Annotated in this window: 21 protein-coding genes and 1 pseudogene; 11 read left to right on the plus strand and 11 right to left on the minus strand. The window is 67.4% G+C overall.

Going from position 1 to position 24503, the window contains the following annotated elements; translation table 11 throughout:
• Positions 1-28 precede the first annotated feature (28 nt).
• A pseudogene (locus AC3WLC_RS16925) lies at positions 29-861 on the plus strand (AraC family transcriptional regulator).
• Position 862: 1 nt separating this feature from the next.
• Here AC3WLC_RS16925 and AC3WLC_RS16930 read toward each other — a convergent pair.
• Entirely contained in the window at positions 863-1567 is a 705-nt protein-coding gene (locus AC3WLC_RS16930; protein ID WP_493685071.1) for a DUF502 domain-containing protein, read from the minus strand.
• Between the two features lie 110 nt (positions 1568-1677).
• On the opposite strand from AC3WLC_RS16930, the gene AC3WLC_RS16935 reads away from it, so the two are divergent.
• Positions 1678-2067 (plus strand): YbaN family protein, encoded by a 390-nt coding sequence (locus AC3WLC_RS16935; RefSeq protein ID WP_493685072.1) that lies wholly within the window; start codon positions 1678-1680, stop codon positions 2065-2067.
• Between the two features lie 108 nt (positions 2068-2175).
• Here AC3WLC_RS16935 and glmS read toward each other — a convergent pair whose 3' ends face one another.
• The gene (glmS, locus tag AC3WLC_RS16940) at positions 2176-4002 is read right to left on the minus strand and encodes a glutamine--fructose-6-phosphate transaminase (isomerizing) (RefSeq protein WP_493685073.1); all 1827 of its coding nucleotides are present in this window, start codon (positions 4000-4002) and stop codon (positions 2176-2178) included.
• A gap of 108 nt (positions 4003-4110) precedes the next feature.
• A complete protein-coding gene (glmU, locus tag AC3WLC_RS16945; RefSeq protein ID WP_493685399.1) occupies positions 4111-5466 on the minus strand; it encodes a bifunctional UDP-N-acetylglucosamine diphosphorylase/glucosamine-1-phosphate N-acetyltransferase GlmU in 1356 nt (451 codons plus the stop codon).
• Positions 5467-5781: 315 nt separating this feature from the next.
• Between glmU and AC3WLC_RS16950 the strand changes: the two genes are divergently transcribed.
• The 3 genes from AC3WLC_RS16950 to AC3WLC_RS16960 all read left to right on the plus strand — a co-directional run bounded on the left by AC3WLC_RS16950 (position 5782) and on the right by AC3WLC_RS16960 (position 10027).
• Positions 5782-7344: an OpgD/OpgG family glucan biosynthesis protein gene (locus AC3WLC_RS16950; protein WP_493685074.1), complete on the plus strand. Its 1563-nt coding sequence runs from the start codon at positions 5782-5784 to the stop codon at positions 7342-7344.
• Positions 7345-7436: 92 nt separating this feature from the next.
• A complete protein-coding gene (gene mdoH, locus AC3WLC_RS16955) occupies positions 7437-9539 on the plus strand; it encodes a glucans biosynthesis glucosyltransferase MdoH (protein ID WP_493685400.1) in 2103 nt (700 codons plus the stop codon).
• Between the two features lie 230 nt (positions 9540-9769).
• On the plus strand, positions 9770-10027 hold the full coding sequence (locus AC3WLC_RS16960; RefSeq protein ID WP_493685075.1) for a hypothetical protein: 258 nt from the start codon (positions 9770-9772) through the stop codon (positions 10025-10027).
• Between the two features lie 24 nt (positions 10028-10051).
• Here the strand turns inward: AC3WLC_RS16960 and AC3WLC_RS16965 are convergent, their stop codons facing one another.
• The 4 genes from AC3WLC_RS16965 to AC3WLC_RS16980 all read right to left on the minus strand — a co-directional run bounded on the left by AC3WLC_RS16965 (position 10052) and on the right by AC3WLC_RS16980 (position 13290).
• On the minus strand, positions 10052-10924 hold the full coding sequence (locus AC3WLC_RS16965; protein ID WP_493685076.1) for a VOC family protein: 873 nt from the start codon (positions 10922-10924) through the stop codon (positions 10052-10054).
• A 125-nt stretch (positions 10925-11049) separates the two neighbouring features.
• Positions 11050-12216, minus strand: a complete 1167-nt coding sequence (locus tag AC3WLC_RS16970; protein ID WP_493685077.1) for a glutathionylspermidine synthase family protein — start codon at positions 12214-12216, stop codon at positions 11050-11052.
• 24 nt (positions 12217-12240) lie between these two features.
• Complete coding sequence (locus AC3WLC_RS16975) at positions 12241-12879, minus strand: DUF1190 domain-containing protein (RefSeq protein ID WP_493685078.1); 639 nt, start codon at positions 12877-12879, stop codon at positions 12241-12243.
• 9 nt (positions 12880-12888) lie between these two features.
• Positions 12889-13290 (minus strand): DUF350 domain-containing protein, encoded by a 402-nt coding sequence (locus AC3WLC_RS16980; protein WP_152014781.1) that lies wholly within the window; start codon positions 13288-13290, stop codon positions 12889-12891.
• Between the two features lie 118 nt (positions 13291-13408).
• On the opposite strand from AC3WLC_RS16980, the gene AC3WLC_RS16985 reads away from it, so the two are divergent.
• Positions 13409-13789, plus strand: coding sequence for a GFA family protein (locus AC3WLC_RS16985; protein ID WP_493685079.1), 381 nt, complete (start codon positions 13409-13411; stop codon positions 13787-13789).
• A gap of 9 nt (positions 13790-13798) precedes the next feature.
• On the opposite strand, the gene pyrG is transcribed toward AC3WLC_RS16985, so the two are convergent.
• The 3 genes from pyrG to tpiA all read right to left on the minus strand — a co-directional run bounded on the left by pyrG (position 13799) and on the right by tpiA (position 16854).
• Positions 13799-15427 (minus strand): CTP synthase, encoded by a 1629-nt coding sequence (gene pyrG / locus AC3WLC_RS16990; protein ID WP_493685080.1) that lies wholly within the window; start codon positions 15425-15427, stop codon positions 13799-13801.
• Between the two features lie 127 nt (positions 15428-15554).
• The gene (gene secG, locus AC3WLC_RS16995; RefSeq protein WP_091828792.1) at positions 15555-15959 is read right to left on the minus strand and encodes a preprotein translocase subunit SecG; all 405 of its coding nucleotides are present in this window, start codon (positions 15957-15959) and stop codon (positions 15555-15557) included.
• A 133-nt stretch (positions 15960-16092) separates the two neighbouring features.
• Complete coding sequence (gene tpiA, locus AC3WLC_RS17000) at positions 16093-16854, minus strand: triose-phosphate isomerase (RefSeq protein ID WP_493685081.1); 762 nt, start codon at positions 16852-16854, stop codon at positions 16093-16095.
• 149 nt (positions 16855-17003) lie between these two features.
• Between tpiA and AC3WLC_RS17005 the strand changes: the two genes are divergently transcribed.
• The 5 genes from AC3WLC_RS17005 (at position 17004) to AC3WLC_RS17025 (ending at position 23421) form a co-directional block, all read left to right on the plus strand.
• Positions 17004-18911, plus strand: coding sequence for a peptidylprolyl isomerase (locus tag AC3WLC_RS17005; RefSeq protein ID WP_493685082.1), 1908 nt, complete (start codon positions 17004-17006; stop codon positions 18909-18911).
• Positions 18912-18921: 10 nt separating this feature from the next.
• Complete coding sequence (trpE, locus tag AC3WLC_RS17010) at positions 18922-20436, plus strand: anthranilate synthase component I (RefSeq protein WP_493685083.1); 1515 nt, start codon at positions 18922-18924, stop codon at positions 20434-20436.
• Positions 20437-20654: 218 nt separating this feature from the next.
• The gene (locus AC3WLC_RS17015; RefSeq protein WP_493685084.1) at positions 20655-21629 is read left to right on the plus strand and encodes an ABC transporter substrate-binding protein; all 975 of its coding nucleotides are present in this window, start codon (positions 20655-20657) and stop codon (positions 21627-21629) included.
• A gap of 77 nt (positions 21630-21706) precedes the next feature.
• Complete coding sequence (locus tag AC3WLC_RS17020) at positions 21707-22630, plus strand: ABC transporter permease (RefSeq protein WP_493685085.1); 924 nt, start codon at positions 21707-21709, stop codon at positions 22628-22630.
• The gene (locus tag AC3WLC_RS17025) at positions 22627-23421 is read left to right on the plus strand and encodes an ABC transporter ATP-binding protein (RefSeq protein ID WP_493685086.1); all 795 of its coding nucleotides are present in this window, start codon (positions 22627-22629) and stop codon (positions 23419-23421) included. The genes AC3WLC_RS17020 and AC3WLC_RS17025 overlap by 4 nt, the downstream gene beginning before the upstream one ends.
• A gap of 99 nt (positions 23422-23520) precedes the next feature.
• Here AC3WLC_RS17025 and AC3WLC_RS17030 read toward each other — a convergent pair whose 3' ends face one another.
• A complete protein-coding gene (locus AC3WLC_RS17030) occupies positions 23521-24435 on the minus strand; it encodes a LysR family transcriptional regulator (RefSeq protein WP_493685087.1) in 915 nt (304 codons plus the stop codon).
• Between the last annotated feature and the right edge of the window lie 68 nt (positions 24436-24503).

The following is a 24503-nucleotide window of genomic DNA, read 5'->3' on the forward strand; positions in this document are numbered from 1 at the left end:
CATGGTGCCGGCGTTTCGTGAGTGAGCCATGGACCCGATCAAGAAAGCCCTCTGGTGCATCGAAAGCCGCTTCGCCTCCGAGCTCTCGCTCGACGAGATCGCAGAGGTGAGCGGTGTCTCGCGCTTCCATCTCAGCCGCGCCTTCGGCGTGGCGACCGGCCGCTCGGTGATGCGCTATGTCCGCGAGCGCCGGCTCTCGGAAGCGGCGCGCCAGCTGGCTGATGGCGCGCCCGACATCCTCCAGGTCGCGCTCGACTGGGGCTATGGCTCTCACGAGGCCTTCACCCGCGCCTTCCGCGAGCAGTTCGGCATCACGCCGGAAGAGCTGCGTTCAAGGCGTGACCTGTCATCCCTTGCTCTCGTGGAGCCTCTGTCCATGCACGCTGCAAACCGCATTCCCCTCGCAGAACCGCGTATCGTTACCGGCAAGCCTATGCTCATCGCCGGCTTCAGCGGCCATTCTCGGTCGACAACACGCAAGGCATCCCGCTGCTCTGGCAGAAGATCGTCCCGCATTTCGGCCATATCCCTGGGCAGAAGGGCTTCGTCGCCTACGGCGCGAGCTATAATTGCGACGATGTCGGCGCCTTCGACTACATCGCCGGCGCGGAAGTCGCCTCCTTCAGCGACCTGCCGAACGAGTTCGCGCGGCTGAGCGTGCCCGAGCAGCTTTGCGCCGTCTTCGAGCACAGCGGCCATATCACCGGCATCAAGCAGACCTATGAGGCGATCTGGCGCGACTGGCTGCCGAAATCCGGTCGCGAGCCGGCGATGGGCGTGACGCTGGAGCGCATGGACCAGCGCTTCGACGGTGCGACCGGCAACGGCGTCGTCGAGATCTGGGTGCCGCTGAAAGGGTGAGCTACTTGCCCATTTCGGGCGCCGAGCGCGGAGCCGTTTCGCCGGGCTGGATCAGCCCGGCGGACATGATCAGCTTGGCGCCGTCCTCGACTGAGATCGACAATTCGACGATCTCGCGCCGCGGCAGGTAGAAGAAGAAGCCGGTGGTCGGGTTCGGCGTGCAGGGCAGGAAGACGCCGATCTGCTCATCGCCATCAGGCAGCTTGCCGGCGATCTCGGGCGCTGCCTCCTGGGCGATAAAGACGATCGACCACATGCCCGGCTGCGGGAACTGCACCATGCCGACCTTGCGGAAGGAGGTGCCGGACTGCGAGAAGATCGTCTCGAAGATCTGCTTCACGCCCTTGTAGAGCCCGCGCACCACCGGCATCCGGTTGAGGATCGATTCGCCCGCGCCGATCAATGTGCGCCCGACCAGGTTCGCCGCGAAGAAGCCGATCACCGTCAGGCCGATCAGCGCGATGACGAGACCGAAGCCCGGCACCGGAAACGGCAGATAGCTTTCCGGCCAGAACTGGGCCGGCACCAAGGGTCTCACCAGCCCGTCGACCAGGTTGACGAACCACCAGGTCACTGAGGCCGTGATGGCGAGCGGCGCCGCCAGTACGAGGCCGGTCAGGAAATAGCGCCTGAGCCTGGTGCCGAAGGTCGGCCGCAGCAGATCGGGCTGGATGACGAGGCGCGGATCGGGCGTACGGCTAATCATCGACGATCCGGGTCTCCATCCGCTCTTGCGGCCAGATCATATTGCGCCGCACTATCGAACGATAGCCGAGCCTAGGCTGCTGGCTAGCCCCCGATTCGTCGATGTGCCTCGTGTCCGAACCGTCCAGCCCCCAGCCCCGCTGGCATCGCCCGCTCTATCTCGCTGTCGGGTGGCTCTGCGTGCTGCTCGGCATCATCGGGCTGATTCTGCCGGTGATGCCCGGCACGGTCTTCCTGATCGCGGCCGCCTGGTGCTTCTCGCGTTCCTCGCCGCGCTTCGAAAGCTGGCTGGTCAATCATCCCCGGCTCGGCCCGGAGGTGGTGCGCTGGCGCAAGACCGGTGCGATCGCCCGCAGGACGAAATATATCGCCTGCGGCTCGATGCTGCTGAGCTTCGTCATCGTGGCGGCGACCGATGCGCCACCGATCGCGCTCTGGCTGAGCGGCGCCGGCCTGATCGCGGCCGGCACCTATGTCGCGAGCCGGCCGGAGCCCGATTAGAACATCAGCCGGACGTTTTTCGTCATTGCGAGGAGCGTAGCGACGAAGCAATCCAGAGGCCGTTGAGCGAGCCCTTCTGGATTGCTTCGCTTCGCTCGCAATGACGGCTCACTCGACGGTGACCGACTTCGCCAGGTTGCGCGGCTGGTCGACGTCCTTGCCCATGAAGACGGCCGTCTGATAGGCGATCATCTGGATCGGCACCGAGTAGACGATCGGCGCGAACAGCGGATCCATCTCCGGCATGATGATCGTCGCCTCCGGCACGATGCCGGCTTCTTCCGCGCCCTTGGCGTCGGTGATCAGGATGATCCGGCCGCCGCGCGCCGCAACCTCCTGCATATTCGAGGCGGTCTTCTCGAAGAGCGCGTCATGCGGCGCGATCACCACCACCGGCATGTCCTCGTCGATCAGCGCGATCGGGCCGTGCTTGAGCTCGCCCGCCGGATAACCTTCGGCGTGGATGTAGCTGATTTCCTTGAGCTTCAGCGCGCCTTCCAGCGCCAGCGGGAAGGCGGTGCCGCGGCCGAGATAGAGCACGTCGCGCGCCCTGGAGAGCTTGCGGGCGAGCTTCTCGATCTCCGGCTCAAGCGTCAGCGCCTGCGCCATCAGGCCGGGCAGCGCGATCAGTTCCTGAACGTATCGCGCCTCCTGCTCGGCCGAGAGCGTGCCGCGGGCACGGGCGGCGGCGATGGCGAGGCCAGCGAGCGCCGTCAGCTGGCAGGTGAAGGCCTTGGTCGAAGCGACGCCGATCTCGGGGCCGGCCAGCGTCGGGGCGACGACGTCGCTCTCGCGGGCGATCGTCGAGGTCGGCACGTTGACGACCGACATGATGTGCTGGCCTTCCTGGCGGGCATAGCGCAAGCAGGCGAGCGTGTCGGCGGTCTCGCCCGATTGCGAGACGAAGAGCGCGAGCCCGTTCGCCGGCAGCGGCGCCTCGCGATAACGGAATTCGGAGGCGACATCGATCTCGACCGGCAGGCGCGCCAGCTTCTCGAACCAGTATTTGGCGGTCAGGCCGGCGTAATAAGCCGTGCCGCAGGCCGAGACCGAGAGGCGGGAAAGGTTCTTCCAGTCGAACGGCGTCTCGAAGGGCAGCCGCGTCACCCCATTCGCCATGTCGACATAATGCGTCAGGGTATGGCCGACCACTTCCGGCTGTTCGTAGATCTCCTTGGCCATGAAGTGATGGTGGTTGCCCTTCTCGACCAGGAAGGCGCCGGCCGCGACGCGCTGGGCGCGGCGATCGACCTGAGTCCCGTCTGCATCGTAGAAGGTCGCGCCCTTGCGGTTCAGCACCACCCAATCGCCCTCGTCGAGATAGGCGATGAGGTTGGTGAAAGGCGCCAAGGCCAGCGCATCCGAGCCGAGATACATCTCGCCGTCGCCGATGCCGACCGCCAGCGGCGAGCCCTTGCGGGCGCCGATCAGCAGGTCTTCCTGCCCTTCGAACAGGAAGGCGAGCGCGAAGGCGCCGCGCAGATGCGGCAGCGCGGCCCCGACCGCCGCGACCGGGTCCTTGCCGCGGTCGAGCTCGCGGGTGACGAGGTGGGCGACGACCTCGGTGTCGGTCTCGCTGGCGAAGACATGGCCATCGGCCTCGAGTTCGGCCTTGAGCTCGCGGAAGTTCTCGATGATGCCGTTATGGACGACCGCCAGCTTCTCGGTGGCGTGCGGATGGGCATTGCTCTCGGTCGGCTTGCCATGCGTCGCCCAGCGGGTGTGGCCGATGCCGATCAGGCCCTCGAGCGGCTCGTTGGAAAGACGCACCTCGAGATTCTTGAGCTTGCCCTCGGCGCGGCGGCGGCTGAGCCGGCCGCCTTCGAGCGTCGCGACGCCAGCCGAATCATAGCCGCGATACTCGAGCCGCCGCAGCGCCTCGACGACCTGGCCGGCGACGGCCTGCTTGCCGAGAATGCCCACGATCCCGCACATGAATGTGCCTCATCCGTTGATGTCGATGCGCATCGCAATAAGCCGCGAGCCGGCAAATGCGAAATCACGTTGAATGTCGAACTGTGAACGAAATGCCTTGCAAATCGCCTATTGCCGGGCCTTTCGAGCCTGGGCGGCAGCCCTGAAGGCCAAAGCCCAGCCCTCGCGCTCCATCTGCCGGCCGCGGGCGACGGCGAGCGCGTCCGGCTTGACGTCGCGGGTGATGACCGAGCCCGAGCCGACATAGGCGCCCGCCCCGATCGTCACCGGCGCGACCAGAGCCGAGTTGGAACCGACGAAGGCGCCCTCGCCGACGATCGTCTTCGCCTTGAAGAAGCCGTCGTAATTGCAGGTGATGGTGCCGGCGCCGATATTGGCGTTCGCGCCGATCTCGGCATCGCCGATATAGGTCAGGTGGTTGATCTTGGCGCCCTCGCCGATCGCGGCCGCCTTGATCTCGACGAAATTGCCGACCCGCGCGCCCTTCGCCAGCTCGGCACCGGGGCGCAGGCGGGCATAAGGACCGATCGAGACGCTAGGCCCGACGCTCGCCCCGTCCAGATGCGAGAACGCATGGATGACGGCGTTGTCCGCAACCTTGACGCCTGGGCCGAAGACGACGTTGGGCTCGATCAGGACGTCGCGGCCGATCTGCGTGTCGTGGCTGAAGAACACGGTTTCTGGCGCGACCAGCGTGGCCCCGGCCAGCATCACCTCCAGCCGCTTGCGGCGCTGGAAATCGGCCTCGACGGCCGCGAGCTGGGCCCGGTCGTTGACCCCCTGGACCTCGGCCTCGGGCGCGACCCGGGCGACCGCCTTCAGGCCCTGCGCGCGCGCCACCGCGACGGCGTCGGTCAGATAATATTCGTTCTGGGCATTGGCGCAGCCGATCGCATCGAGGATGGCGAGCGCCTTGCCGCCGTCCAGCGCCATCAGCCCGGCATTGCACAGCGTGATCGCGCGCGTCGCTTCGTCGGCATCCTTGTGCTCGACGATTTCCTGCAGCGCGCCGTCCTGCGTGACGAAGCGGCCATAGCCGGTCGGGTCGCGCGCCTCGAAGCCGAGCGCCGCGACGCCGACACCGCCATGCAGCGCCTTGCGCAGCTCGGCGAAGGTCTCGGGCCGCACCAGCGGGGTATCGGCGAAGGCGACCAGGATATCGTCATGCGTGCCCGCCAGGCTCTCGCGAGCCGCCAGCACCGCATGCGCCGTGCCCTTGCGCTCGCTCTGGACGAACACCGCGGCGTGCGGCGCGTGCTTCTTGACCTCGGCCGCGACGTCCGGCCGGTCGGGTCCGATCACCACGGCGAGTGCATCGGCGCCTGCAGCGGTCACGGCAGCCAGGGCATGGCCGAGCAGCGAACGGCCGGCCACCTCGTGCAGCACCTTGGGCCGCGCCGACTTCATCCGGGTCCCCTCGCCGGCCGCCAGCACGATGGCGAGGCAGGTCCGGGCGGGCTGCATTTCCGTCATGATCGTCCTGTCACATGGTCTCTAGAGAGGAAACGCGGCCAAGACCGGCCGTCGTCCCGGATGCAGGCGAGTGCCGCACCGGCGGTGGATAGCCGATTGCGAGCGGATTTGGCAAAACCCAGCGGACGATGCGCTCCGGCGCCGGCCTCCGACGAGCCATCTGATGTGGCATCGTTTTCGGCATGGCATTCCTGCATGCAAGGCGTCCCTTTTTTCGCGTTTGGCCTTGCACCGCGCTTTTCAGCCCCGCGCGAAATGCTCTAGAAGCGCAAGTCGGCAGAGCTTTGCCGGCCCAAGTTGGATCTGATGTCGAAATCCTTGAATCGCCGCCGATTTTTGAGCCTCGCAGCGACAGGCGCCATCGCGCAGCGCTTTGCCGTCGGCACCGCGGCGGCGCAGGCCCCGACGACATGGGCCGGGCTGGTGCAATCGGTCATTACCGAGGGGCAGCGCTTCGACCCCGCGCTGGTTATCGAGGCCGCCCGCGTGCTCTCGCGCCGCCCGATGGTGCCCCTGCTCGCGACCGACCTGCCGGAAGGCTACGCCACCCTGCCTTACGACCAGTATGTCGGCATCAGGGCGCAGCCTTCGGGCATGATCTGGGCCGGCGAGAATCGCGGCTTCACCGTCGAGCCGCTGCACCGCGGCTATGTCTTCTCCTCGCCCGTCAGCCTGTTCACGGTCGAGGATGAGGTGGTCCGGCGGGTCGCCTTCGATCCCGGCAAGTTCAACTACGGCCGCGTGACGCCGCCGCCTGCGGGCGCGGACCTGCAATTTTCCGGATTCCGCGTCTCGGCCGGGCTGGAGCGTCCCTATGAGCTCGCGCTGTTCCAGGGAGCGACCTTCTTCCGCTCGCTTGCTCGCGGCCAGAATTTCGGCGCGATGGCCCGCGCCCTGATCCTGCGGCCGGGCGAAACGCGCGGTGAGGAGATTCCGTTCTTCCGTGCCTACTGGATCGAGCGGCCCAGCCCCGCAGCCGGCGTGCTGATCATCCACGCGCTGCTCGATTCAGAGAGCGTCACCGGCGCAGTCCGCATGACGCTGCGCCCCGGCGACGTCACCTTCATCGACGTCGAGATGACTTTGTTCGCTCGCGCCAATCTCGACCATGTCGGCTTCGGCTGCGTGATGGGTACCTTCCTCTCGGGACCGCAGAGCCGGCGCGGCTTCGACGATCTGCGCCCGGCGGTGCACGAGATCTCCGGCGTGCAGATGCTCACCGGCAACGGCGAATGGATCTACCGGCCGGTCAGCAACCCCGCCAACCTGCAGGTCTCGTCCTTCCAGGATTCGAACCCGCGTGGCTTCGGCCTGGTTCAGCGCGAGCGCGATCCCAACGCCTTCGTCGACGACGACCAGCGCTTCGAGCTGCGGCCGAGCGTCTGGATGGAGCCGCTGGGCGAATGGGGCCCGGGCTCGGTCCAATTGATCGAGATCCCCAGCGAATCCGAGCTCAACGACAACATCATCAGCTATTGGCGCCCGCGCCAGCCGATAGCCGCCGGCAGCGAGACCACGATCGCCTATCGCCAGGCTTGGTGCTGGCAGCCGCCGGAGCGGCCGCCGCTCGCCACCGCGACCCGGCTCCGGCAGGGACGCGGCTCGCAGGCGCGCCGCCGCCGCTTCCTCGTCGACTTCACCGGCGAGCGGCTCGGCGACCCCGCTCTCGTCGCGGCCATCCGCGCCAATGTCACGGCGACGCCGGGCACGATCCAGAATCTGCGGATCTGGCCGTTTCCGGAGCGGCGCACCATGCGCGTCGCCTTCGAGGTCGATCCCGGCAGCGAGACACTCTCGGAGCTGCGCCTGGTGCTCGACGCCGGCGGCCAGCCGGTTTCGGAAACCCTGCTCAATCGGTGGACCTGGTGACTGTGGAAGCGCTTGCCCGCCCGGCCGAGATCGAGGTCGCGACCGGCTATCCCGCCCCGGTCGAAGCAACGCCGCCCGAGAACCGGCTGGAGATGCCGGTGCAGTCCTTCCGCAGCTGGAACGCCTCGGAGGGACGCAAGCGGGCCGCACCGCAAGCCTGGCGCACGCCCTGGCTCGCCCGGATCTTCGTCTTCGGCGGCGCCTGGGCGCTGACCGCCTATGGCGCCTGGGAAATGTATCATGTCGTGTCGGTCAGCCGCACGACCTTCCTGCAGTATGTGCTGCTCGTCCTCTTCACGGTGAACTTCTCCTGGATCGCGCTCGCCTTCACCAGCGCCATCCTTGGCTTCTGTGCCCTGCTCTTCCGGCTGGTGAAGAGCCCACGCGCCGAGACGCTGACGCAGAAGACCGTCGTGGTCATGCCGATCTACAACGAATCGACGGCGCGGACTTTCGCCGCGGTGGCGGCGATCCGCGAGTCGATCGAGGCGACGGGCCTGGGCGCTCATTTCGACTATTTCATCGTCTCCGACACCACCAACCCCGACATCTGGGTGGCGGAAGAGCGCGCCTTCCTGGCGCTGCGCCAACGGCTCGGGCCGGACGCCCGCATCTACTACCGCCACCGGCCGAAGAACCATCACCGCAAGGCCGGCAACATCGCCGATTTCGTCACGCGCTGGGGCGGCCACTACCCCCATATGGTCGTGCTCGACGCCGACAGCCTGATGACCGGCACCTGCATCGTTCGCCTCGCCGCGGCGATGGAGGCCGACCCCGACGCCGGCATCATCCAGTCGCTGCCGCTGATCATCAATCGCAACACCTTCTTCGCGCGCTTGCAGCAGTTCGCGGCGCGGGTCTACGGCCCCGTGATCGCGACAGGCCTCGCGATCTGGTCCGGCCGCGACGGCAATTACTGGGGCCACAACGCGATCATCAGGACGAAGGCCTTCGCCGACCATTGCGGCCTGCCCGATCTCAAGGGCAAGCCGCCCTTCGGTGGCCATGTCCTCAGCCATGACTTCGTCGAGGCGGCGCTGATCCGGCGCGCCGGCTGGTCGGTCTATATGCTGCCCGACCTGACGGGCTCCTATGAGGAAAGCCCGCCCTCGCTGATCGACATCGCCACCCGCGACCGGCGCTGGTGCCAGGGCAATCTGCAGCACTCACGCATCATCGGCGCCAAGGGCCTGAAGCTCTCGACCCGCCAGCATTTCGCCACCGGCATGATGGCCTATCTCGCCTCGCCCTTCTGGCTGATGCAGCTGGTGGTCGGCATCCTGATCGTGCTGCAGGTCAATTACGCCAGGCCCGAGTATTTCACCGAGGAGTTCAGGCTCTTCCCGGTCTGGCCGCGCTTCGACCCCGAGCGTGCGCTCAACCTGTTCGGGCTGACCATGGCGATCCTGCTGGCGCCGAAGCTGTTCGGCCTCCTGCTGACGCTGTTCGACGGCAAGCTCAGGCGCGCCTGCGGCGGAGGCATCCGCCTCGTCCTCTCGGCCCTGCTGGAGATCCTGTTCTCGGCCTTCTTCGCGCCGATCATGATGGTGATCCAGTCCGGCTCGGTCTTCCAGATCCTGGTCGGGCGCGACACCGGCTGGAATCCGCAGCGCCGCGACGACGGCTCGATCCCGCTCAAGGACATCGTCCGCCGGCACCGCGCCCATACGCTGCTCGGCCTCGTCGCCGGCCTGTCGGCCTTCATGATCGCGACCTCGCTCTTCGCCTGGATGTCGCCGACGATCGTCGGCTTGCTGCTGGCGATCCCGTTGTCCTGGGCCTCGGGCAACCTCGCGCTCGGCCTCTGGCTGAAGCGGCGCGGGCTCCTGATGACGCCGGAGGAAGGCGACCCGCCGGCGATCGCCCTGCGGGCCAACGCGCTCCAGGCCGAGTTCTCGCAGGCCGGCTTCGACGATGCCGACGGGCTGACCGTGCTCCACGCCGATCCGATGCTGCGGGCGACGCATGAAGCCATGCTGCCGCATGTCCAGCCGCGCCGGCGCGGCGAGATCGAGCCAGACCGCGCCGTGGCGCAGGCCAAGCTGATCGACGCCGAGACGATCGCGGACGCAGCGATCTGGCTGAAGCCGAAGGAGCGCATGGTCGTGCTGCACGACCGCGCTTTGCTCGGCTTGTTGGCGAACCTGCCGGAAGGCCCGGCCCATGCCGGCGCCGAAGCGCCCGCCCACTAGATCATCGCGCGTCCGAACGGACGCGATCACGATGATCTATCACATTGTTATCGCATCGGATTATTCCGAAAAGTGGATTCCACTTTTCGGTCCGATGCTACAGGACACAGCGCCCTGCAACGGCCTCGCGGGCGGTTCCGTATCGTCTCGCTCGAGCCGTCATCGGTTTGAAGGACTACCAGCCCGGCCGGCTCACGCATTCTCCTTGCCATTGCAGCAAGGAGATCGTCATGCAGCGCCGCCAATTTTTCCTGGGTCTGATCGGTGCCGTCGCCGGCGGGGCATCCCTCGCCGCCCTGCCCTCTGCAGCAACGGCAGCCAGCCCGCTCGATCTCGACCGCACTTTGGCGCAGGCTTCCGACGTGGAGGCCGACTACACGCTGCTGGTCGGGCGGCTGACGCATCGCCGGCGAGCCGGCGGCTGGTGGCGCATGCGCGTCGCCCGGGCGCGCGCCTGGGGTCGCAGGGGCAGGCCGGGCCGGCGCTGATTCGATGCGCCGAGCCTCCGGCGCTCAGCTCGTCTCGAAAACGATGGCGCAGCCGAAGGCGGCATCCGCCGGCACGACGATACGCGCGCCATCTCCGCCATGCGCGATGCCGCGCTCGGCGAGCCGCGAACGAATCGGCTCCAGGTCGGGAACCGCGACTGCGAAGCCGGCAAAGTGGGCTCGCTCGCGCCCACTCTCGTCTTCGAGCTTGGCCGTAGCGGCCTGCGGCGTCAGCACCTCCAGGCGTCCACGCGGCAGCGGCAGGCGCAGGCCTGCTTCCGGCGTCGCGAAACTCTCGGCGCCCGAGAAGGCGCTGAGGAAAGCGGTCTGCCCGGCCGGCTCCTGCGCTGCCAGGAACACGGCGGACAGCCCGCTTGCGCCGTTCTCGTGCTGCTGGAAAGCCGGGTTCCAGAAGTTCTGCGGCTCGTGCTGCTGGCAGACGAAGAAGCCGCAATCCGGCGCCGCCGGATTATCGGCGAATGCGAGCGAGAAGGCGACGCGGACCTCGCTGCCATCCGGCCGGCGCGCCTGCCGCTCGAAGAAGAACGGCTCGAAATCGCCGATGCCCGCGCTGCGGAAGCCCTCGGCATCGCCCTGCGAATCCCGGCTCTCCAGCACCAGCATCGACATGCCTTCGCCGCGCGCCAACGCGTCGCGCACGAAGGCGCCGAAGGAGAAATGCCGAGGCGCATGCGGCGGGATCAGCATGGCATCGCCGACCGTGATCAATTCGAGGAAGGCGCCGGGGAACTGGACGATCCGGTTCTCGGTGCCCCAGGGATGGCGGTTGCGCGCGCCGACGCGGAAGCCGAGATCGGCATAGAAGGCGCCGGCCGCATCGAGATCGGCGACGCCGATGACGAGATGGTCGAGGCCGCGGGCATTTGTTTCAGGCATGGGCAGACCGTAGGCTGGAGGCGCCAGAGCATTTTCGAGCGAAGTGGGTACCGGTCCGCGTGAAGAAAATGCGTGGGATAAGGGACTTGAAGCTTCTGCGCGTTTCGAAGAAGCGCGGAGATGCTTCAAGCCTCGATGACATGCGGCACGAAGCGCGAGGTGTTCTTGGTGATCGGAGTCGTATCCTCGCGGATGCCGAGCCCGCAAGGTTGCGAGGCGACGAGCCAGGAGCCGAGCACCGGATAATTGCCGTCGAAATTCGGCAGCATCGCGATCGCCTGCAGGATGAAGCCCTCGGCGCCATAGGGGCCGTCATCGCTGTCGCGCACCGCCCCGCCCTCGATGAGCGTGACATTCGCGCCTTCGCGCGAATAGAGCGGCTTGCGGACATGGCTGGAGCCGAGCTCGGCGCAACGCGGATCGCCCTCGAAATAGGCCGGCAGCAGATTGGGGTGGCCGGGCGCCATCTCCCAGAGATAGGGCAACAGGCCCTTGCTGGAAACCAGCGCCTTCCAGGGCGGCTCGATGAACTGGCAGCGTGAGCCGGCGAGCGCCGAGGCATATTGCTCCCGGAACAGCCACTCCCAGGGGTAGAGCTTGAACAGCATCTCGATCGGCAGGCTGGCGCCGTCGCAGAAGCGCCCGTCGGCGAGCAGGCCGACCTCCTCGATGAAGGTGAAGCGGGCGTCGATTCCGGCTTGGCCGGCGCAGTCGATCAGATAGTCGACGGTGCCCTTGTCCTCGACGCTGTCCTGCACGCAGGTGAAGTGCATGCGTTCGGGCTTCGGATTGCGCATCTGGCCGAAGGCGGCGATCAGGCGCTCATGCAGCGAGTTGAACTGGTCGCAGCCGCGCGAGATCAGCCCCTGCGCCATAGCTTGTTCGAGCCAGTCCCATTGCACCACGGCCGCCTCGAACAGTGAGGTCGGCGTATCGGCGTTGTATTCCAGCAGCTTGGCCGGTCCCTTGCCGTCATAGGCGAGGTCGAGCCGGCCGTAGAGATTGCGGTCTCCGCGCTGCCAGCTGTCGCGGATCAAGCCCCATTGCGCTTCGGGGATCGCGAGCCGGCGCAGGATCGCCTCGTCCTTGAGGGCCCGCTCGACGAAGGCGAAGCAGAGCCCCTCGATCTCGCTGGTCGGCGCCTCGATGTCCTCCTCGATCTCCTTCAGCGAGAAGGCATAGGCGACGCTCTCATCCCAATAGGTCTCGCCGTCGAGCGTGTGATAGGTGAAGCCGAGGCGCTCGGCCTCGGTCTGCCAGTTCTTGCGCGGTGTTGGACGAAGCCGTTGCATGAAAAGAGCTCCTGACAGGATCTCTCAGGACGAGGAGTGAGAGGAATAGGAGCGCGAGGACGAACCGAAGCCGCCGCGCGAGGCAACGCTCGGCGTGCTCGCCATGCCGGTCGAGGAGATGTTGCGGGCAACCATCGCCTGGCCGGAGGTCGTGGTATAGGCGCGCGCGCGGCTGCTGCTGCCGCCGTAATAGCCGCCGCTGGACGAGGAGGACGATGACGAAGAACTCCTCGCCGGCTGCTCGCATTCGGGGCGGCCGGAGCCGGGCTGGCGTGTGCCGGGCGGGCAAGCCGCGTTGGTCGGCGGCAGCAGCGGCTGGGCGGCACCGCCGCCGGACATGAATTGGCGTGCCAGCATGATCCCCGCCAAGGCCGGGACGAAGACCTGGGCGTTGTTCCAGACCGCGCTCTGGCAGCCGCTGGCGCCGTATTCCTGCTCGCAAGCGGCGCTGCTGGTGAACTTCTTGGTGTCGCGCAGATGGTTTGCGGAGGCCTCGTTGAAGCGCTGCTCGCACTGGCTGGAGCCAAGCAGGTTGGCGGCCCGGCACTCTGAGAGATTGCTGTAGATCAGCGAATCGTCGGTCTCGCCGCCGGAGAGAGACCAGTAGGTCGCGACCAGCACCACACCGGCCGCCGCGAGCCCGATCTGGGTCGAGCGCTTCATCGCCGCCTCCTACAAGCTCATGCTGGCAGCAGCGAGCGTGCCACTGATCACGGCGATCACTGCCAGCATCGCTGCCGAGGGAATTCGGTCCTCCTCGATCTTGCGCGAGAGGTCGGGGATGACGATGCGGGCAAAGCCATAGGCGCCAAGCTGGACGACCATGGCGATCACGGCCCAGATCACCAGGTCGGGAATGCTCGCCGCTTGCTCGATCGCCGTCTCCAGCGGCACGGAGAAGCCGACGAGATTGCCGCCGAAGGCGATCGCGGCGGAGAGATTGCCGCCCCGGATCAGCGCGATCTCATCATGGGCGGTCAGCCGCATGTAGACGGCGGCGAAGCCGGCGATCAGCGCGAAGCCGACGCAGAAATAGAGGATGAACGCCGGCAAGCCGGCCATCGAGATCGTCATGCTGCCGCCCCTTGCACGCCATGATGCTCAAGGCGGTCACTATACGTCAGCGGCGCCGCTGCGCCAGACTGTCGCGGATTGTGCAATGGGCGCGCGGACGACGTCACGGAGAGGCTCCATGAAGGAAAGACATGCCCAATGCTCTTGCGGGGCTCTGAGCCTGATCTGCCGCGGCGATCCGGCGCTCGTCTCGCTCTGCCATTGCCGGGAATGCCAGCGCCGCACCGGCAGCACCTATGGCATCGCCGCCTTCTTTCCGCGCCCGCAGGTCGAGATCAGCGGCGATGCGACGGCTTATCGCCGGCAAGCCGACAGTGGCTTCGACGTCACGCTGCACTTCTGTCCGCGCTGCGGCAGCACGGTCTACTGGGAGGCCGCGCGCAAGCCCGGGATGATCGCGGTCGCGGTCGGCGCCTTCGCCGATCCGGAGTTCCCGGCGCCCGGCAAGCAGGTCTACACCCAGCACCGCCACCCTTGGGTCGCGGTGCCAGCCGATTGATCAGCGGGATCAGACCAGGCGGCTCTGCACCACCGCCGCCTCGATGAAGCTGGCGAAGAGCGGATGCGGCTCGAACGGCCGCGACTTCAGCTCGGGATGGTACTGCACGCCGATGAACCAGGGATGGTCGGGATATTCGACCGTCTCCGGCAGCAGACCGTCGGGCGAGACGCCGCTGAAGCGCAGGCCCTTGGCCTCGAGCAGCTCGCGATAGCCCATATTGACCTCGTAGCGGTGGCGATGCCGCTCGGAGATCTCGGTCGAGCCGTAGATCTTGGCGATCTTGGTGTCCTCGGACAGCTTCGACTGGTAGGCGCCGAGCCGCATCGTGCCGCCGAGATCGCCGCCGGAGAAGCGCTGCTCCAGCTCGTTGCCGCGCATCCATTCGGTCATCAAGCCGACGACGGGCTGCTCGGTCGGGCCGAACTCGGTCGAGTTGGCGTCCTTGACGCCAGCGAGCGAGCGCGCCGCCTCGATCACCGCCATCTGCATGCCGAAGCAGATGCCGAAATACGGCACCTTGCGCTGCCTGGCGAAGCTCGCCGCCTTGATCTTGCCCTCGGCGCCGCGATGGCCGAAGCCGCCGGGGACGAGGATGCCATGGACATGCTCCAGGAACGGCGCCGGGTCCTCCTTCTCGAAGACCTCCGACTCGATCCAGTCGAGATTGACCTTGACCCGGTTGGCGATGCCGCCATGGGTCAGCGCCTCGATCAGCGACTTATAAGCGTCCTTCATCCCGGTGTACTTGCCGACGATGGCGATGGTGACCTCGCCTTCCGGGTTCTTGATACGCTCGGAGATGCGACGCCAGTTGCTGATGTCGGGCGCGGTCTTGTCGTCCAGCCCGAAGGCGGCCAGCACCTCGGTGTCCAGCCCCTCGGCGTGATAGGACAGCGGCACGTCGTAGATCGAGGCGACGTCGCGGGCCTCGATCACAGCGGTCTCGCGGACATTGCAGAACAGCGCGAGCTTGCGGCGCTCCTCGACCGGAATCTCGCGGTCGGTGCGGCAGAGCAGGATATCGGGCTGGATGCCGATCGAGCGCAATTCTGCGACCGAGTGCTGGGTCGGCTTGGTCTTCAATTCGCCGGCCGTCGGGATGTAGGGCAGCAGCGTCAGGTGCACGAAGATGCACTGGCCGCGCGGCAATTGCTGGCTGATTTGGCGGATCGATTCGAGGAAGGGCAGGCTCTCGATGTCGCCGACCGTGCCGCCGATCTCGACGAGCACGAAGTCGTAGCCGTCATTGCCGGAGAGCACGAATTCCTTGATGGCGTTGGTGACGTGCGGGATCACCTGGATGGTGGCGCCGAGATAGTCGCCCCGGCGCTCGCGCGTCAGGATGTCCATGTAGATGCGCCCGGTGGTGATGTTGTCGCCCTTGTTGCAGGGCCGGCCGGTGAAGCGCTCGTAATGGCCGAGGTCGAGATCGGTCTCGGCGCCGTCGTCGGTGACGAAGACCTCGCCATGCTGATACGGGCTCATCGTGCCCGGATCAACATTGAGATAGGGGTCGAGCTTGCGCAGGCGGACCTTATGGCCACGCGCCTGCAGGAGAGCAGCCAGAGCAGCCGCCGCCAGGCCTTTGCCGAGCGAGGACACCACGCCGCCGGTGATGAAAACATACCGCGTCATGGGGGATCACCTTTAACGCCTAGAGTTCGATTCGCTAAGCACGCTGGTGCAGACCGTTCCTGCGCCTTGTGCTTGTCCACAAAAGAGAAGGGCCGGTTTCCCGGCCCCTGCCCTAGTCTCGTTCCGGTCACCGTGTCGGCGTTCCCGGCTGCGGCGGTTGTGAACCGCCTTGGTTCTGCATCTGCCGGAGCTGGTCGAGCACCCCGCCGGCATTCGGCGCGGAAGGCCCGCTCGGGGCGGCCGGAGCGGTCGTGCCGGCCGGTGCCGGGGCGCCGTCGATGATCGAGCGCTGCGTGCGGCCATGCGTCGCCATCACCGCGAGCGCGATCGAGGTGATGAAGAACAGGCCGGCGAGGATCGCCGTGGCGCGGGTCAGCGCATTGGCCTGGCCGCGGCCGGTCATGAAGCCGCCGACGCCGCCTCCGCCGCCCGAGCCCATGCCGAGGCCGCCGCCTTCGGAGCGCTGCAGCAGCACCACGCCGACCAGCGCGATCACGATCAACAGGTGAATGACGATGAGGACGTTCTGCATGGCTCACGAAATGGGTATGGCGCGGGCGCCTGCCAAGATGGCGGCATCCCGCGGATCGGCGCTGCCCATAGCATGGGCTTTCCGCCCATGCCACCCGCGATTTCGATGTCCTTGTTCGATGTCCTCTGGGAGATCAGGCGCAGGCGCGCGCGATCGAAAGGAAATCCTCGGCCTTGAGGCTGGCGCCGCCGACGAGTGCGCCGTCGACATTGGCGACGTTCATCAGCTCGGCCGCGTTGCTCGGCTTGACCGAACCGCCATAGAGCAGCCGGACGCCGGCCGCCGTGGCCTTGCCGAGGATGCGCCCGAGCTCGGCCCGGATCGCCTCATGCATCTCGGCAACGTCGGCTGCAGTCGGCGTCAGGCCGGTGCCGATCGCCCAGACCGGCTCATAGGCGACGACGAGCGAGGCCGCCGTCGCCCCGTCCGGCACCGAGCCGCGCAGCTGCTTCTTCACGATCGCCAAAGCCTTGCCGGCCTCACGCTCGTCCTTGGTCTCGCCGACGCAGACGATCGGCGTCAGCCCTGCCGCCAGCGCCGCCTCGGCCTTGGCCTTGACCTGCGCATTGCTCTCGCCGTGCAGGGTGCGGCGCTCGGAATGGCCGACGATGGCATAGGTCGCGCCGGCATCGACCAGCATCGGTGCTGCGACCTCGCCGGTATAGGCGCCGCTGGCATGGGCGCTGCAATCCTGTCCGCCGGTGGCGATGCGCGAGCCGATCAGCGATGCCGTCAGTGTGAACAGCAGCGTCGCAGGCGGGCAGATCGCCAGATCGACGGCGCGCCGCAGGCTAGCGTCAGCCCCCTTCGCCACCTCGGCGGCGATGGCGAGATCCGCCTTCAGTCCGTTCATCTTCCAGTTGCCTGCCACCAGCGGCTTGATCGTTCGCGTCACGGCTGCTCTCCAAATCTTGTCCGTTCGGCTCTAGCAACGCGGCCTCCTGATCGCAATCGACGCGAACTGGAGCGATTGCCCGAAGGCGTCGCTCTACCTATAAGCGGCGCGCAGCGGCACGGCCGCGTGAGAATTGGGAAGACCGGACCATGATGATGCAGGGCCTGCGCAAGGCGGGACAGAGCCTGATCGGCAGGATCGTCGTCGCGATCATGTTCGGCTTCCTGATCATCTCCTTCGCGATCTGGGGCATCGGCGACATCTTCCGCGGCTATGGCCGCAACGCCGTCGCCGTCGTCGGCAAGACCGAGATCGGCCTGGAGCAGGTGCGCACCGCCTATCAGAACGAGATCCAGCAATTGCAGCGCCAGCAGCGCCGCCAGATCAGCCCCGATCTCGCCCGGGCGCTCGGCCTCGACCAGCGCGTGCTGTCGCGCCTCGTCACCGACGCGACGCTGGACCAGACCGCGACGAAGCTCGGCCTGGCGGTTTCCGACGAGACCGTGCGCAACATCCTGTTCAGCGATCCGAACCTGAAGAACGCCGCCGGCCAGTTCGATCCCGCCCGCTTCAACGAGCTGCTGCGCGCCATCGGCATGAACGAACAGCAATTCGTGCGCGAGCAGCGCACCGCGACGATGCGCCAGGAGCTCGCCGAGATGGTGGTCGGCGCCGTGACGGCCCCCGTCGCGCTGCAGGAACTCGGCCATCGCCTGCGCCATGAGCAGCGCGAGATCGCCTACATCACCTTGCCCGAGAGCGCTGCCGGCGAGATCCCCGCGCCCAGCGACGAGGTGCTGCGCAAGTATTTCGATGAGCGCAAGGCCGCCTTCCGCGCCCCCGAATACCGCACCGCCAACGTTCTGGTCCTGACGGCCGCCAGCCTCGCCGACCCCGCCAAGGTCAGCGATGCCGACGCCCGTGCCCGCTACGAGCAGGTCAAGACCCAGCGCTTCGGCTCGGCCGAGCGCCGCACCGTCCAGCAGATCGGCTTCCCCTCGATGGAGGAGGCCAAGGCCGCCAAGGCGAAGATCGATGCCGGCGAGACCTTCGAGGCGATCGGCGCCGGCCGCAACATCGCCGAGGCCGATCTGACGCTCGGCACTTTCACCCGCGAGGGCCTGTTCGATCCGGCCGTGCGCGACGCCGCCTTCGCTTTGGCGCAGGGCGCGGTCAGCGAGCCCGTGCAGGGCGGATTCGGCGTGGTGCTGCTGCGCGTCCCGACGATCGAGGCGGCCCGGCTGAAGAGCTTCGAGGAGGTCGCCGACGAAGTCCGCCGCGATGTTGCGACGAGCCGCGCCGCCGAGCAGCTGACCGATCTGCACGACAAGATCGAGGACCAGCGCGCCTCGGCGCGACCGCTGCCGGAGATCGCCAAGGAGTTCAATCTCGCGCTGCGCAATTTCGGCCCGGCCGATTCCAGCCTCGGCAAGGCCGACGGCACGCAGGAGACCTCCCTCCCCGGCGGCGACACGACGCTGCAGGCGCTGTTCCGCTCGGATATCGGCGTCGACAACGAGGCGGTGCGCCTGCCCAACAATGGCGGCTATGTCTGGTTCGACGTGACCAAGATCGATCCGCCGCGCGAGCGCGGCTTCGACGAGGTCAAGGCCGAGGTCGAGAAGCAATGGCGGTCCGACGAGGTCGCCTCGCGCCTCTCGGCCCAGGCGCGCGAAATCGTGCAGAAGCTCGACGCCGGCGAGAAGCTCGACGCGATCGCCTTCGCCCAGGGACTTGCCTTGGAGGATGCGACGCTCGGCCGGCAGGACCAGAGCGAGGCGCTGCCGCGCAACGTCGTCTCGCTGGTCTTCGGCACGCCGGCCGGCAAGGCAGGCTCGGCCGCGGTCGAGAACGCCGGCCGCGTCGTCTTCCAGGTCAAGTCGGCGACGGTCAGCCCCTATGCCCGCACCACCGAGGATGCCGAGAACTTCGTGCGGCTGCTGACGTCGAGCATCAGCGAGGATCTGCTCGCCCAATATGTCGGCAAGCTGCAGAACGATCTCGGGGTCCAGCTCAACCAGGCGGCGTTGCGCAACGCCACCGGCGGCCAGAACTGAAGCGGGACGCATGGATCCGGCCGCCGACTTCGCCCGCTTCGCCGCCGCCTATCAGGCCGGCGAGCCGCAATTGCTGACGCTGTCGCTGGTCGGCGATTGCGAGACGCCGGTCGCCGCCTTCCTGAAGCTGCGCCACGCCTATAAGGGCCCAGCCTTCCTGCTCGAATCGGTCGAGGGTGGCGCCGTGCGCGGCCGCTATTCGATGATCGGGCTCGATCCGGACCTGATCTGGCGTTGCCATCGCGGGCAGGCCTCACTCTGCCGCCTGGCGCAAGGCGAGGACTTCGTCGCCGACCCGCGCCCGGCCTTCGATTCCCTGCGTACCTTGCTCGCCGAAAGCGCCATCCCCGATCGCGACGGCCTGCCCCCGATGGCGGCGGGCGTCTTCGGCTATCTCGGCTATGACATGGTGCGCCTGATGGAGCGCCTGCCGGACGCGAAAGCCACCGGCCCGGGCGTGCCCGACGCCATCCTGACGCGGCCGACGCTGATGGTCGTGTTCGATTCGATCCGCGACGAAATCACGGTGGTGACGCCGGTGCGGCCTCAGGCCGGCGTCCCGGCCCGCGCCGCCCATGAACGGGCGCAGGAGCGGCTCGACGCGGTGGTGCGGGCGCTCGAAGGCCCCCTGCCCGACGAGGCCGGCATCGACATCTCGGCGATCCCCCACCCGGAATCGACCTCGAACACCAGCGAGGCCGAATTCCACGCCATGGTGGCGACGGCGCAGGAATACGTTCGCGCCGGCGACATCTTCCAGGTCGTGCTCTCGCAGCGCTTCGAAGCGCCGTTCGAACTGCCTCCCTTCGCCCTCTACCGCGCGCTGCGGCGGGTCAATCCGGCGCCCTTCCTCTGCTATCTCGATTTCGAGGCCTTCCAGATCGTCTGCTCCAGCCCGGAGATCCTGGTCCGCCTGCGCGACGGCAAGGTCACCATCCGGCCGATCGCCGGCACGCGCCCGCGTGGGGCGACGCCCGCCGCCGACGAAGCCCTCGCCGACGAATTGCTGGCCGATCCGAAGGAACGGGCCGAGCATCTGATGCTGCTCGACCTCGGCCGCAACGATGTCGGCCGGGTCGCGGAGATCGGCAGCGTCAACGTCACCGATTCCTTCTTCATCGAGCGCTACAGCCAGGTGATGCACATCGTCTCGAACGTCGAGGGACGCATCTCCGGCGAGCACGATGCGCTCTCGGCCCTCGCCGCCGGCTTCCCGGCCGGTACCGTCTCCGGCGCTCCGAAGGTGCGCGCCATGGAGATCATCGACGAGCTCGAGAAGGACGGGCGCGGCGCCTATGGCGGCTGCATCGGCTATTTCGGCGCCAATGGCGAGATGGACACCTGCATCGTCCTGCGCACCGCTGTCGTCCAGGATGGCCGCATGCAGGTCCAGGCCGGCGCCGGCATCGTCTACGATTCGAACCCAGCCTCCGAGCAGCTCGAATGCATCAACAAGGCCAAGGCCCTGTTCAAGGCGGCCGAGGAAGCCGTGCGCTTCGCTGCCCGTAGCCGGCGGGGGCAGTGATCCGGTAGCAATAGCCTGCATACGCGCACCCCGAAGACGCATGTCCGCTCACTTGCGCGCCGCGTTTTCGCCCGCGCATATTGCCGGTAGTCGAGAGCGCCACTCCCTAGCCCTCAGGTTGCTTCGGACGGCCACTCAGCAATCAGAACCGGCCCTGCCCGCTGGCACGAATGCCTGACGCGGACAGACAGGGCTCGGCGACAAATGGAGAGGAAACCATGCGTTTGCGCGCAACCATGATCAGCAGCGGTATCGCTCTGGCGCTTCTGGCCGGCACGACCGCCTTCGCACAGCAGGCGGGGAAAGTGACGGTCGCCGTCACCGCCATCGTCGAGCACCCGGCGCTCGATGCCGCCCGCGACGGCGTCAAGAAGGCGCTGGAGGAGGCCGGCTACAAGGACGGCACCAACCTCACCTTCCGCTATGAATCGGCGCAGGGCTCGCCCGCTACGGCAGCGCAGATCGCCCAGAAATTCGCGGGCGAGAACCCGAACGTGATCGTCGCGATCGCGACCCCATCCGCCCAGGCGATGGTGACGGCGACGCAGACGATTCCCGTGGTCTTCACCGCCGTGACCGACCCGGTCGCCGCCCAGATCGTCAAGGACAAGCAGGCGCCGGGCGGCAACGTCACCGGCATCTCAGACTTCTCGCCGCTGGAAGCCCAGTTCGACCTGATCAAGGAGCTGGTGCCCGCGGCCAAGAAGATCGGCGTCGTCTTCAATCCCGGCGAGGCCAACAGCGTCGCGCTGCTCAACGCGGTCAAGGCGCTGGCTCCGGCCCGCAGCCTGCAGATCGTCGAGGCCTCGGCCGGCCGCACCGCCGACGTCTCCGCCGCCGCGCAGAGCCTGGTCGGCAAGGTGGATGCGATCTACCTGCCGACCGACAACACCATCATCTCGGCCCTCGGCACCGTGCTGGCCGTCGGCACCGACAACAAGCTGCCGGTCTTCACCGGCGATACCGAGTCGGTCCAGAAGGGCTCGGTCGCCTCGATCGGCTTCGACTATTTCCAGGTCGGCGTCGAGACCGGCGCAGTGGTCGTGCGTGTCCTCAAGGGCGAGAAGCCCGGCACCATCCCGGTCAAGAACGCCAGCGGCAGCAACCTCGTCATCAACGCCAAGGCCGCCGCCGCAATGGGCGTGACGATCCCCGCCGCCGTCCAGGCCCGCGCCAAGCAGGTGATCAACTGATCTGAGACGCGGCGGCACTCCCACGCCGCCGCGACCGGCCGCCTACCCATTCCAGAACAGAACAAACGGGGCGACCGATGAGTCTCATCGCCACCCTGGGCGCCATCGAGATCGGACTGGTGTTCGCTCTCGTGGCGCTCGGCGTCTACATCACCTTCCGCGTCCTCGATTTTCCTGACCTGACGGTCGACGGCACCTTGCCTCTGGGCGCCGCCGTCGCGGCGGCGATGATCGCCGGCGGGGTCAATCCAATCTTCGCCACGCTGGCGGCGATCGTCGCCGGCTGCCTCGCCGGCAGCGTCACGGCCTGGCTCAACATCCGCTTCGCCATCCTGCATCTGCTCGCCGGCATCCTGACGATGACGGCGCTGTTCTCGATCAATCTGCGGGTGATGGGCGTGCCCAACATCCCGCTGATGAACCGGCCGACGGTGATCGACTTCTTCGCCTGGCTGAACCCGCTGATTGCCGCCACCGGGCTGCCCGGCCGCCCGACCCTGCGCGTTCTCGCCTTGCTGATCATCGTCACCGTGATCGCCGCTTTGCTCGCCCGCTTCCTCAAGACCGAGTTCGGTCTCGCCATGCGCGCCACCGGCGCCAATCCGCGCATGGCGCGGGCGCAGGGCATCCGCACCGACATGCACGTCTATGTCGGCGTCGCCCTCTCCAACGGCCTCGTCGCCTTGGCCGGCGCGCTGTTCGCGCAGACAGCGGGCTTCGCCGATGTCAGCATCGGCACTGGCACGATCATCGCCGGCCTCGCCGCCGTGATCCTGGGCGAGACGATTTTCCGCACGAAGTCGATCGTCATCGCGATCTTCTCCTGCCTGATTGGCGCCATCGCCTATCGGCTCGCCATCGCCCTCGCGCTCAACGCCGGCTGGCTCGGCTTGCGTGCCTCCGACCTCAACCTCGTCACCGCAGTGCTCGTCGGCATCGCGCTGATGCTGCCTGGTGTCGCCAATCCGCTACGCAGTCTGTTCAAGCGGAGCGCGCCATGATCAGCGTCCGGGACGTCCATGTCACCTTCGGCCGCGGCACGCCGCTGGAGAACCGGGCGCTACGCGGCCTCGACCTGACCGTGGCCGATGGCGAGTTCATCACCGTCATCGGCTCGAACGGCGCCGGCAAGTCGACACTGCTCAACGTCCTCAGCGGCGACGCCCGGGCCGAACGCGGCACGGTCGAGGTCGACGGCATCGACGTGACCCGCTGGCCGACGCCGAAGCGCGCCAGCCTGATCGCGCGCGTTTTCCAGGATCCGATGGCCGGCACCTGCGAGCGCCTGACGATCGAGGAGAACATGGCGCTGGCCCAGGCGCGCGGTCGCGCCCGCGGCCTCGGCGCCGCGCTCGATCGCTCGCGCCGGGCCTTGTTCCGCGATAAGCTGGCGATGCTCGGCCTCGGTCTCGAAAACCGGCTCGGCGATTCGATGGGCCTGCTCTCGGGCGGTCAGCGTCAGGCGGTCAGCCTGCTGATGTCGACGCTGGCGGGCACCAAGACCCTGCTGCTCGACGAGCACACCGCCGCGCTCGATCCCCGCACCGCCGCTTTCGTGCTCGACCTGACCCGGCGCATCGTCGACGAGCAGAAGCTGACGGCGCTGATGGTCACCCATTCGATGCGCGACGCGCTGGACCATGGCAGCCGCACCGTGATGCTGCACGAGGGCAAGGTCGTCTTCGACATCGCCGGCGAGCGCCGCAAGGCGATGGACGTGCCGGACCTGCTGCGCCTGTTCAAGCAGGTCCGCGGCGAGGAGCTTTCCGACGACAGCCTGCTGCTGAGCTGAGAGCTCCGCCGTCTTTGCGAGCGCAGCGAAGCAATCCAGGTGCGGCAGCGCGCTACGTCCTCCTGGATTGCTTCGTCGCTACGCTCCTCGCAATGACGACTAAGCTCGGATTTTCACATTCCGCGCCAGGAAATCGATGAAGGCCCGCATCCGTGCCGGGACGAAGCCACCCTGCCCGAGATAGACGGCGTGAATGACCTCGATGTCGCCGGGGCTGAAATCCTCCAGCACTGTGACGAGCCGTCCTGCGGCGACCTCGGCCTGGGTATGGAAGCGCCCGAGCCGGGCGAGCCCGATGCCGGCGACGGCGAGCTGGCGCGCGATCTCGCCATCGCCGACCTGGGTGTTGCCGACCGCGGCGATCGAGATCAGCGCGCCGTCGACGCGAAATGGCCAACCCTCGACCGAGCGGGCGAAATTGAAGCCGATCAGATTGTGCTTCGCCAGATCGGCCGGTGTCTTCGGCTCGCCATGGCGGGCGAGATAATCCGGCGATGCGACGACGGCGACGGCGCTCTCGCCGATCTTGCGCGCCATCAACTGGTTGCCACGCAAGGGGCCGGGCGCGACCCGGATCGCGATGTCAGCCCGCTCCTCGATCAGGTCGACGACCTGGTCGGTGAAGACGAGATCGATCGAGAGCTCGGGATGCTCCGCCAGGAAGGCCGGCACCAGTGGCAGCAGCACCTGGTTGCCGAAGGCGACATTGGCATTGACGCGCACCCGTCCGCGCGGCGCTCGGCCGGCCGCCGCCTCGCATTCCGCCTCGGCGATGTCGGAGAGGATGGTGACGCAGCGCTGGTGGAAGGCCTGACCCTCCGCCGTCAATTGCAGCTTGCGCGTCGAGCGGTTGATCAGCCGCGCGCCGAGCCTACCTTCCAGCCGCGTGACCAACTTGCTGACGGCAGACGGCGTCATGCCGAAGAGCTTGGCGGCCGCGGAGAAGCCGCCGCGCTCGACCACGGCCGCGAACACTTCCATTTCGCCGGAGCGGTTGCTGATTAGCATTGCCATAGTGAACTCAAGTCACAAGTGATGTTACGGGCGGCATCCTAGTTCAAACCACTGCATTGCACCATCTG

This window comes from Allobosea sp. GW821-FHT03A12 (genome assembly GCF_058986765.1).

Coding starts and splice junctions, on each gene's coding strand:
- AC3WLC_RS17005 (WP_493685082.1), top strand. CDS start 17,004: ATGATGATGCAGGGCCTGCGCAAGGCGGGACAGAGCCTGATCGGCAGG.
- AC3WLC_RS16985 (WP_493685079.1), top strand. CDS start 13,409: ATGAAGGAAAGACATGCCCAATGCTCTTGCGGGGCTCTGAGCCTGATC.
- glmU (WP_493685399.1), bottom strand. CDS start 5,466: ATGCAGCCCGCCCGGACCTGCCTCGCCATCGTGCTGGCGGCCGGCGAG.
- mdoH (WP_493685400.1), top strand. CDS start 7,437: ATGCCGGTGCAGTCCTTCCGCAGCTGGAACGCCTCGGAGGGACGCAAG.
- AC3WLC_RS16980 (WP_152014781.1), bottom strand. CDS start 13,290: ATGACGATCTCGATGGCCGGCTTGCCGGCGTTCATCCTCTATTTCTGC.
- secG (WP_091828792.1), bottom strand. CDS start 15,959: ATGCAGAACGTCCTCATCGTCATTCACCTGTTGATCGTGATCGCGCTG.
- AC3WLC_RS16965 (WP_493685076.1), bottom strand. CDS start 10,924: ATGCCTGAAACAAATGCCCGCGGCCTCGACCATCTCGTCATCGGCGTC.
- AC3WLC_RS16930 (WP_493685071.1), bottom strand. CDS start 1,567: ATGATTAGCCGTACGCCCGATCCGCGCCTCGTCATCCAGCCCGATCTG.
- AC3WLC_RS16950 (WP_493685074.1), top strand. CDS start 5,782: ATGTCGAAATCCTTGAATCGCCGCCGATTTTTGAGCCTCGCAGCGACA.
- AC3WLC_RS17025 (WP_493685086.1), top strand. CDS start 22,627: ATGATCAGCGTCCGGGACGTCCATGTCACCTTCGGCCGCGGCACGCCG.
- AC3WLC_RS16970 (WP_493685077.1), bottom strand. CDS start 12,216: ATGCAACGGCTTCGTCCAACACCGCGCAAGAACTGGCAGACCGAGGCC.
- trpE (WP_493685083.1), top strand. CDS start 18,922: ATGGATCCGGCCGCCGACTTCGCCCGCTTCGCCGCCGCCTATCAGGCC.
- AC3WLC_RS17015 (WP_493685084.1), top strand. CDS start 20,655: ATGCGTTTGCGCGCAACCATGATCAGCAGCGGTATCGCTCTGGCGCTT.
- glmS (WP_493685073.1), bottom strand. CDS start 4,002: ATGTGCGGGATCGTGGGCATTCTCGGCAAGCAGGCCGTCGCCGGCCAG.
- AC3WLC_RS16960 (WP_493685075.1), top strand. CDS start 9,770: ATGCAGCGCCGCCAATTTTTCCTGGGTCTGATCGGTGCCGTCGCCGGC.
- AC3WLC_RS17020 (WP_493685085.1), top strand. CDS start 21,707: ATGAGTCTCATCGCCACCCTGGGCGCCATCGAGATCGGACTGGTGTTC.
- AC3WLC_RS17030 (WP_493685087.1), bottom strand. CDS start 24,435: ATGGCAATGCTAATCAGCAACCGCTCCGGCGAAATGGAAGTGTTCGCG.
- AC3WLC_RS16975 (WP_493685078.1), bottom strand. CDS start 12,879: ATGAAGCGCTCGACCCAGATCGGGCTCGCGGCGGCCGGTGTGGTGCTG.
- pyrG (WP_493685080.1), bottom strand. CDS start 15,427: ATGACGCGGTATGTTTTCATCACCGGCGGCGTGGTGTCCTCGCTCGGC.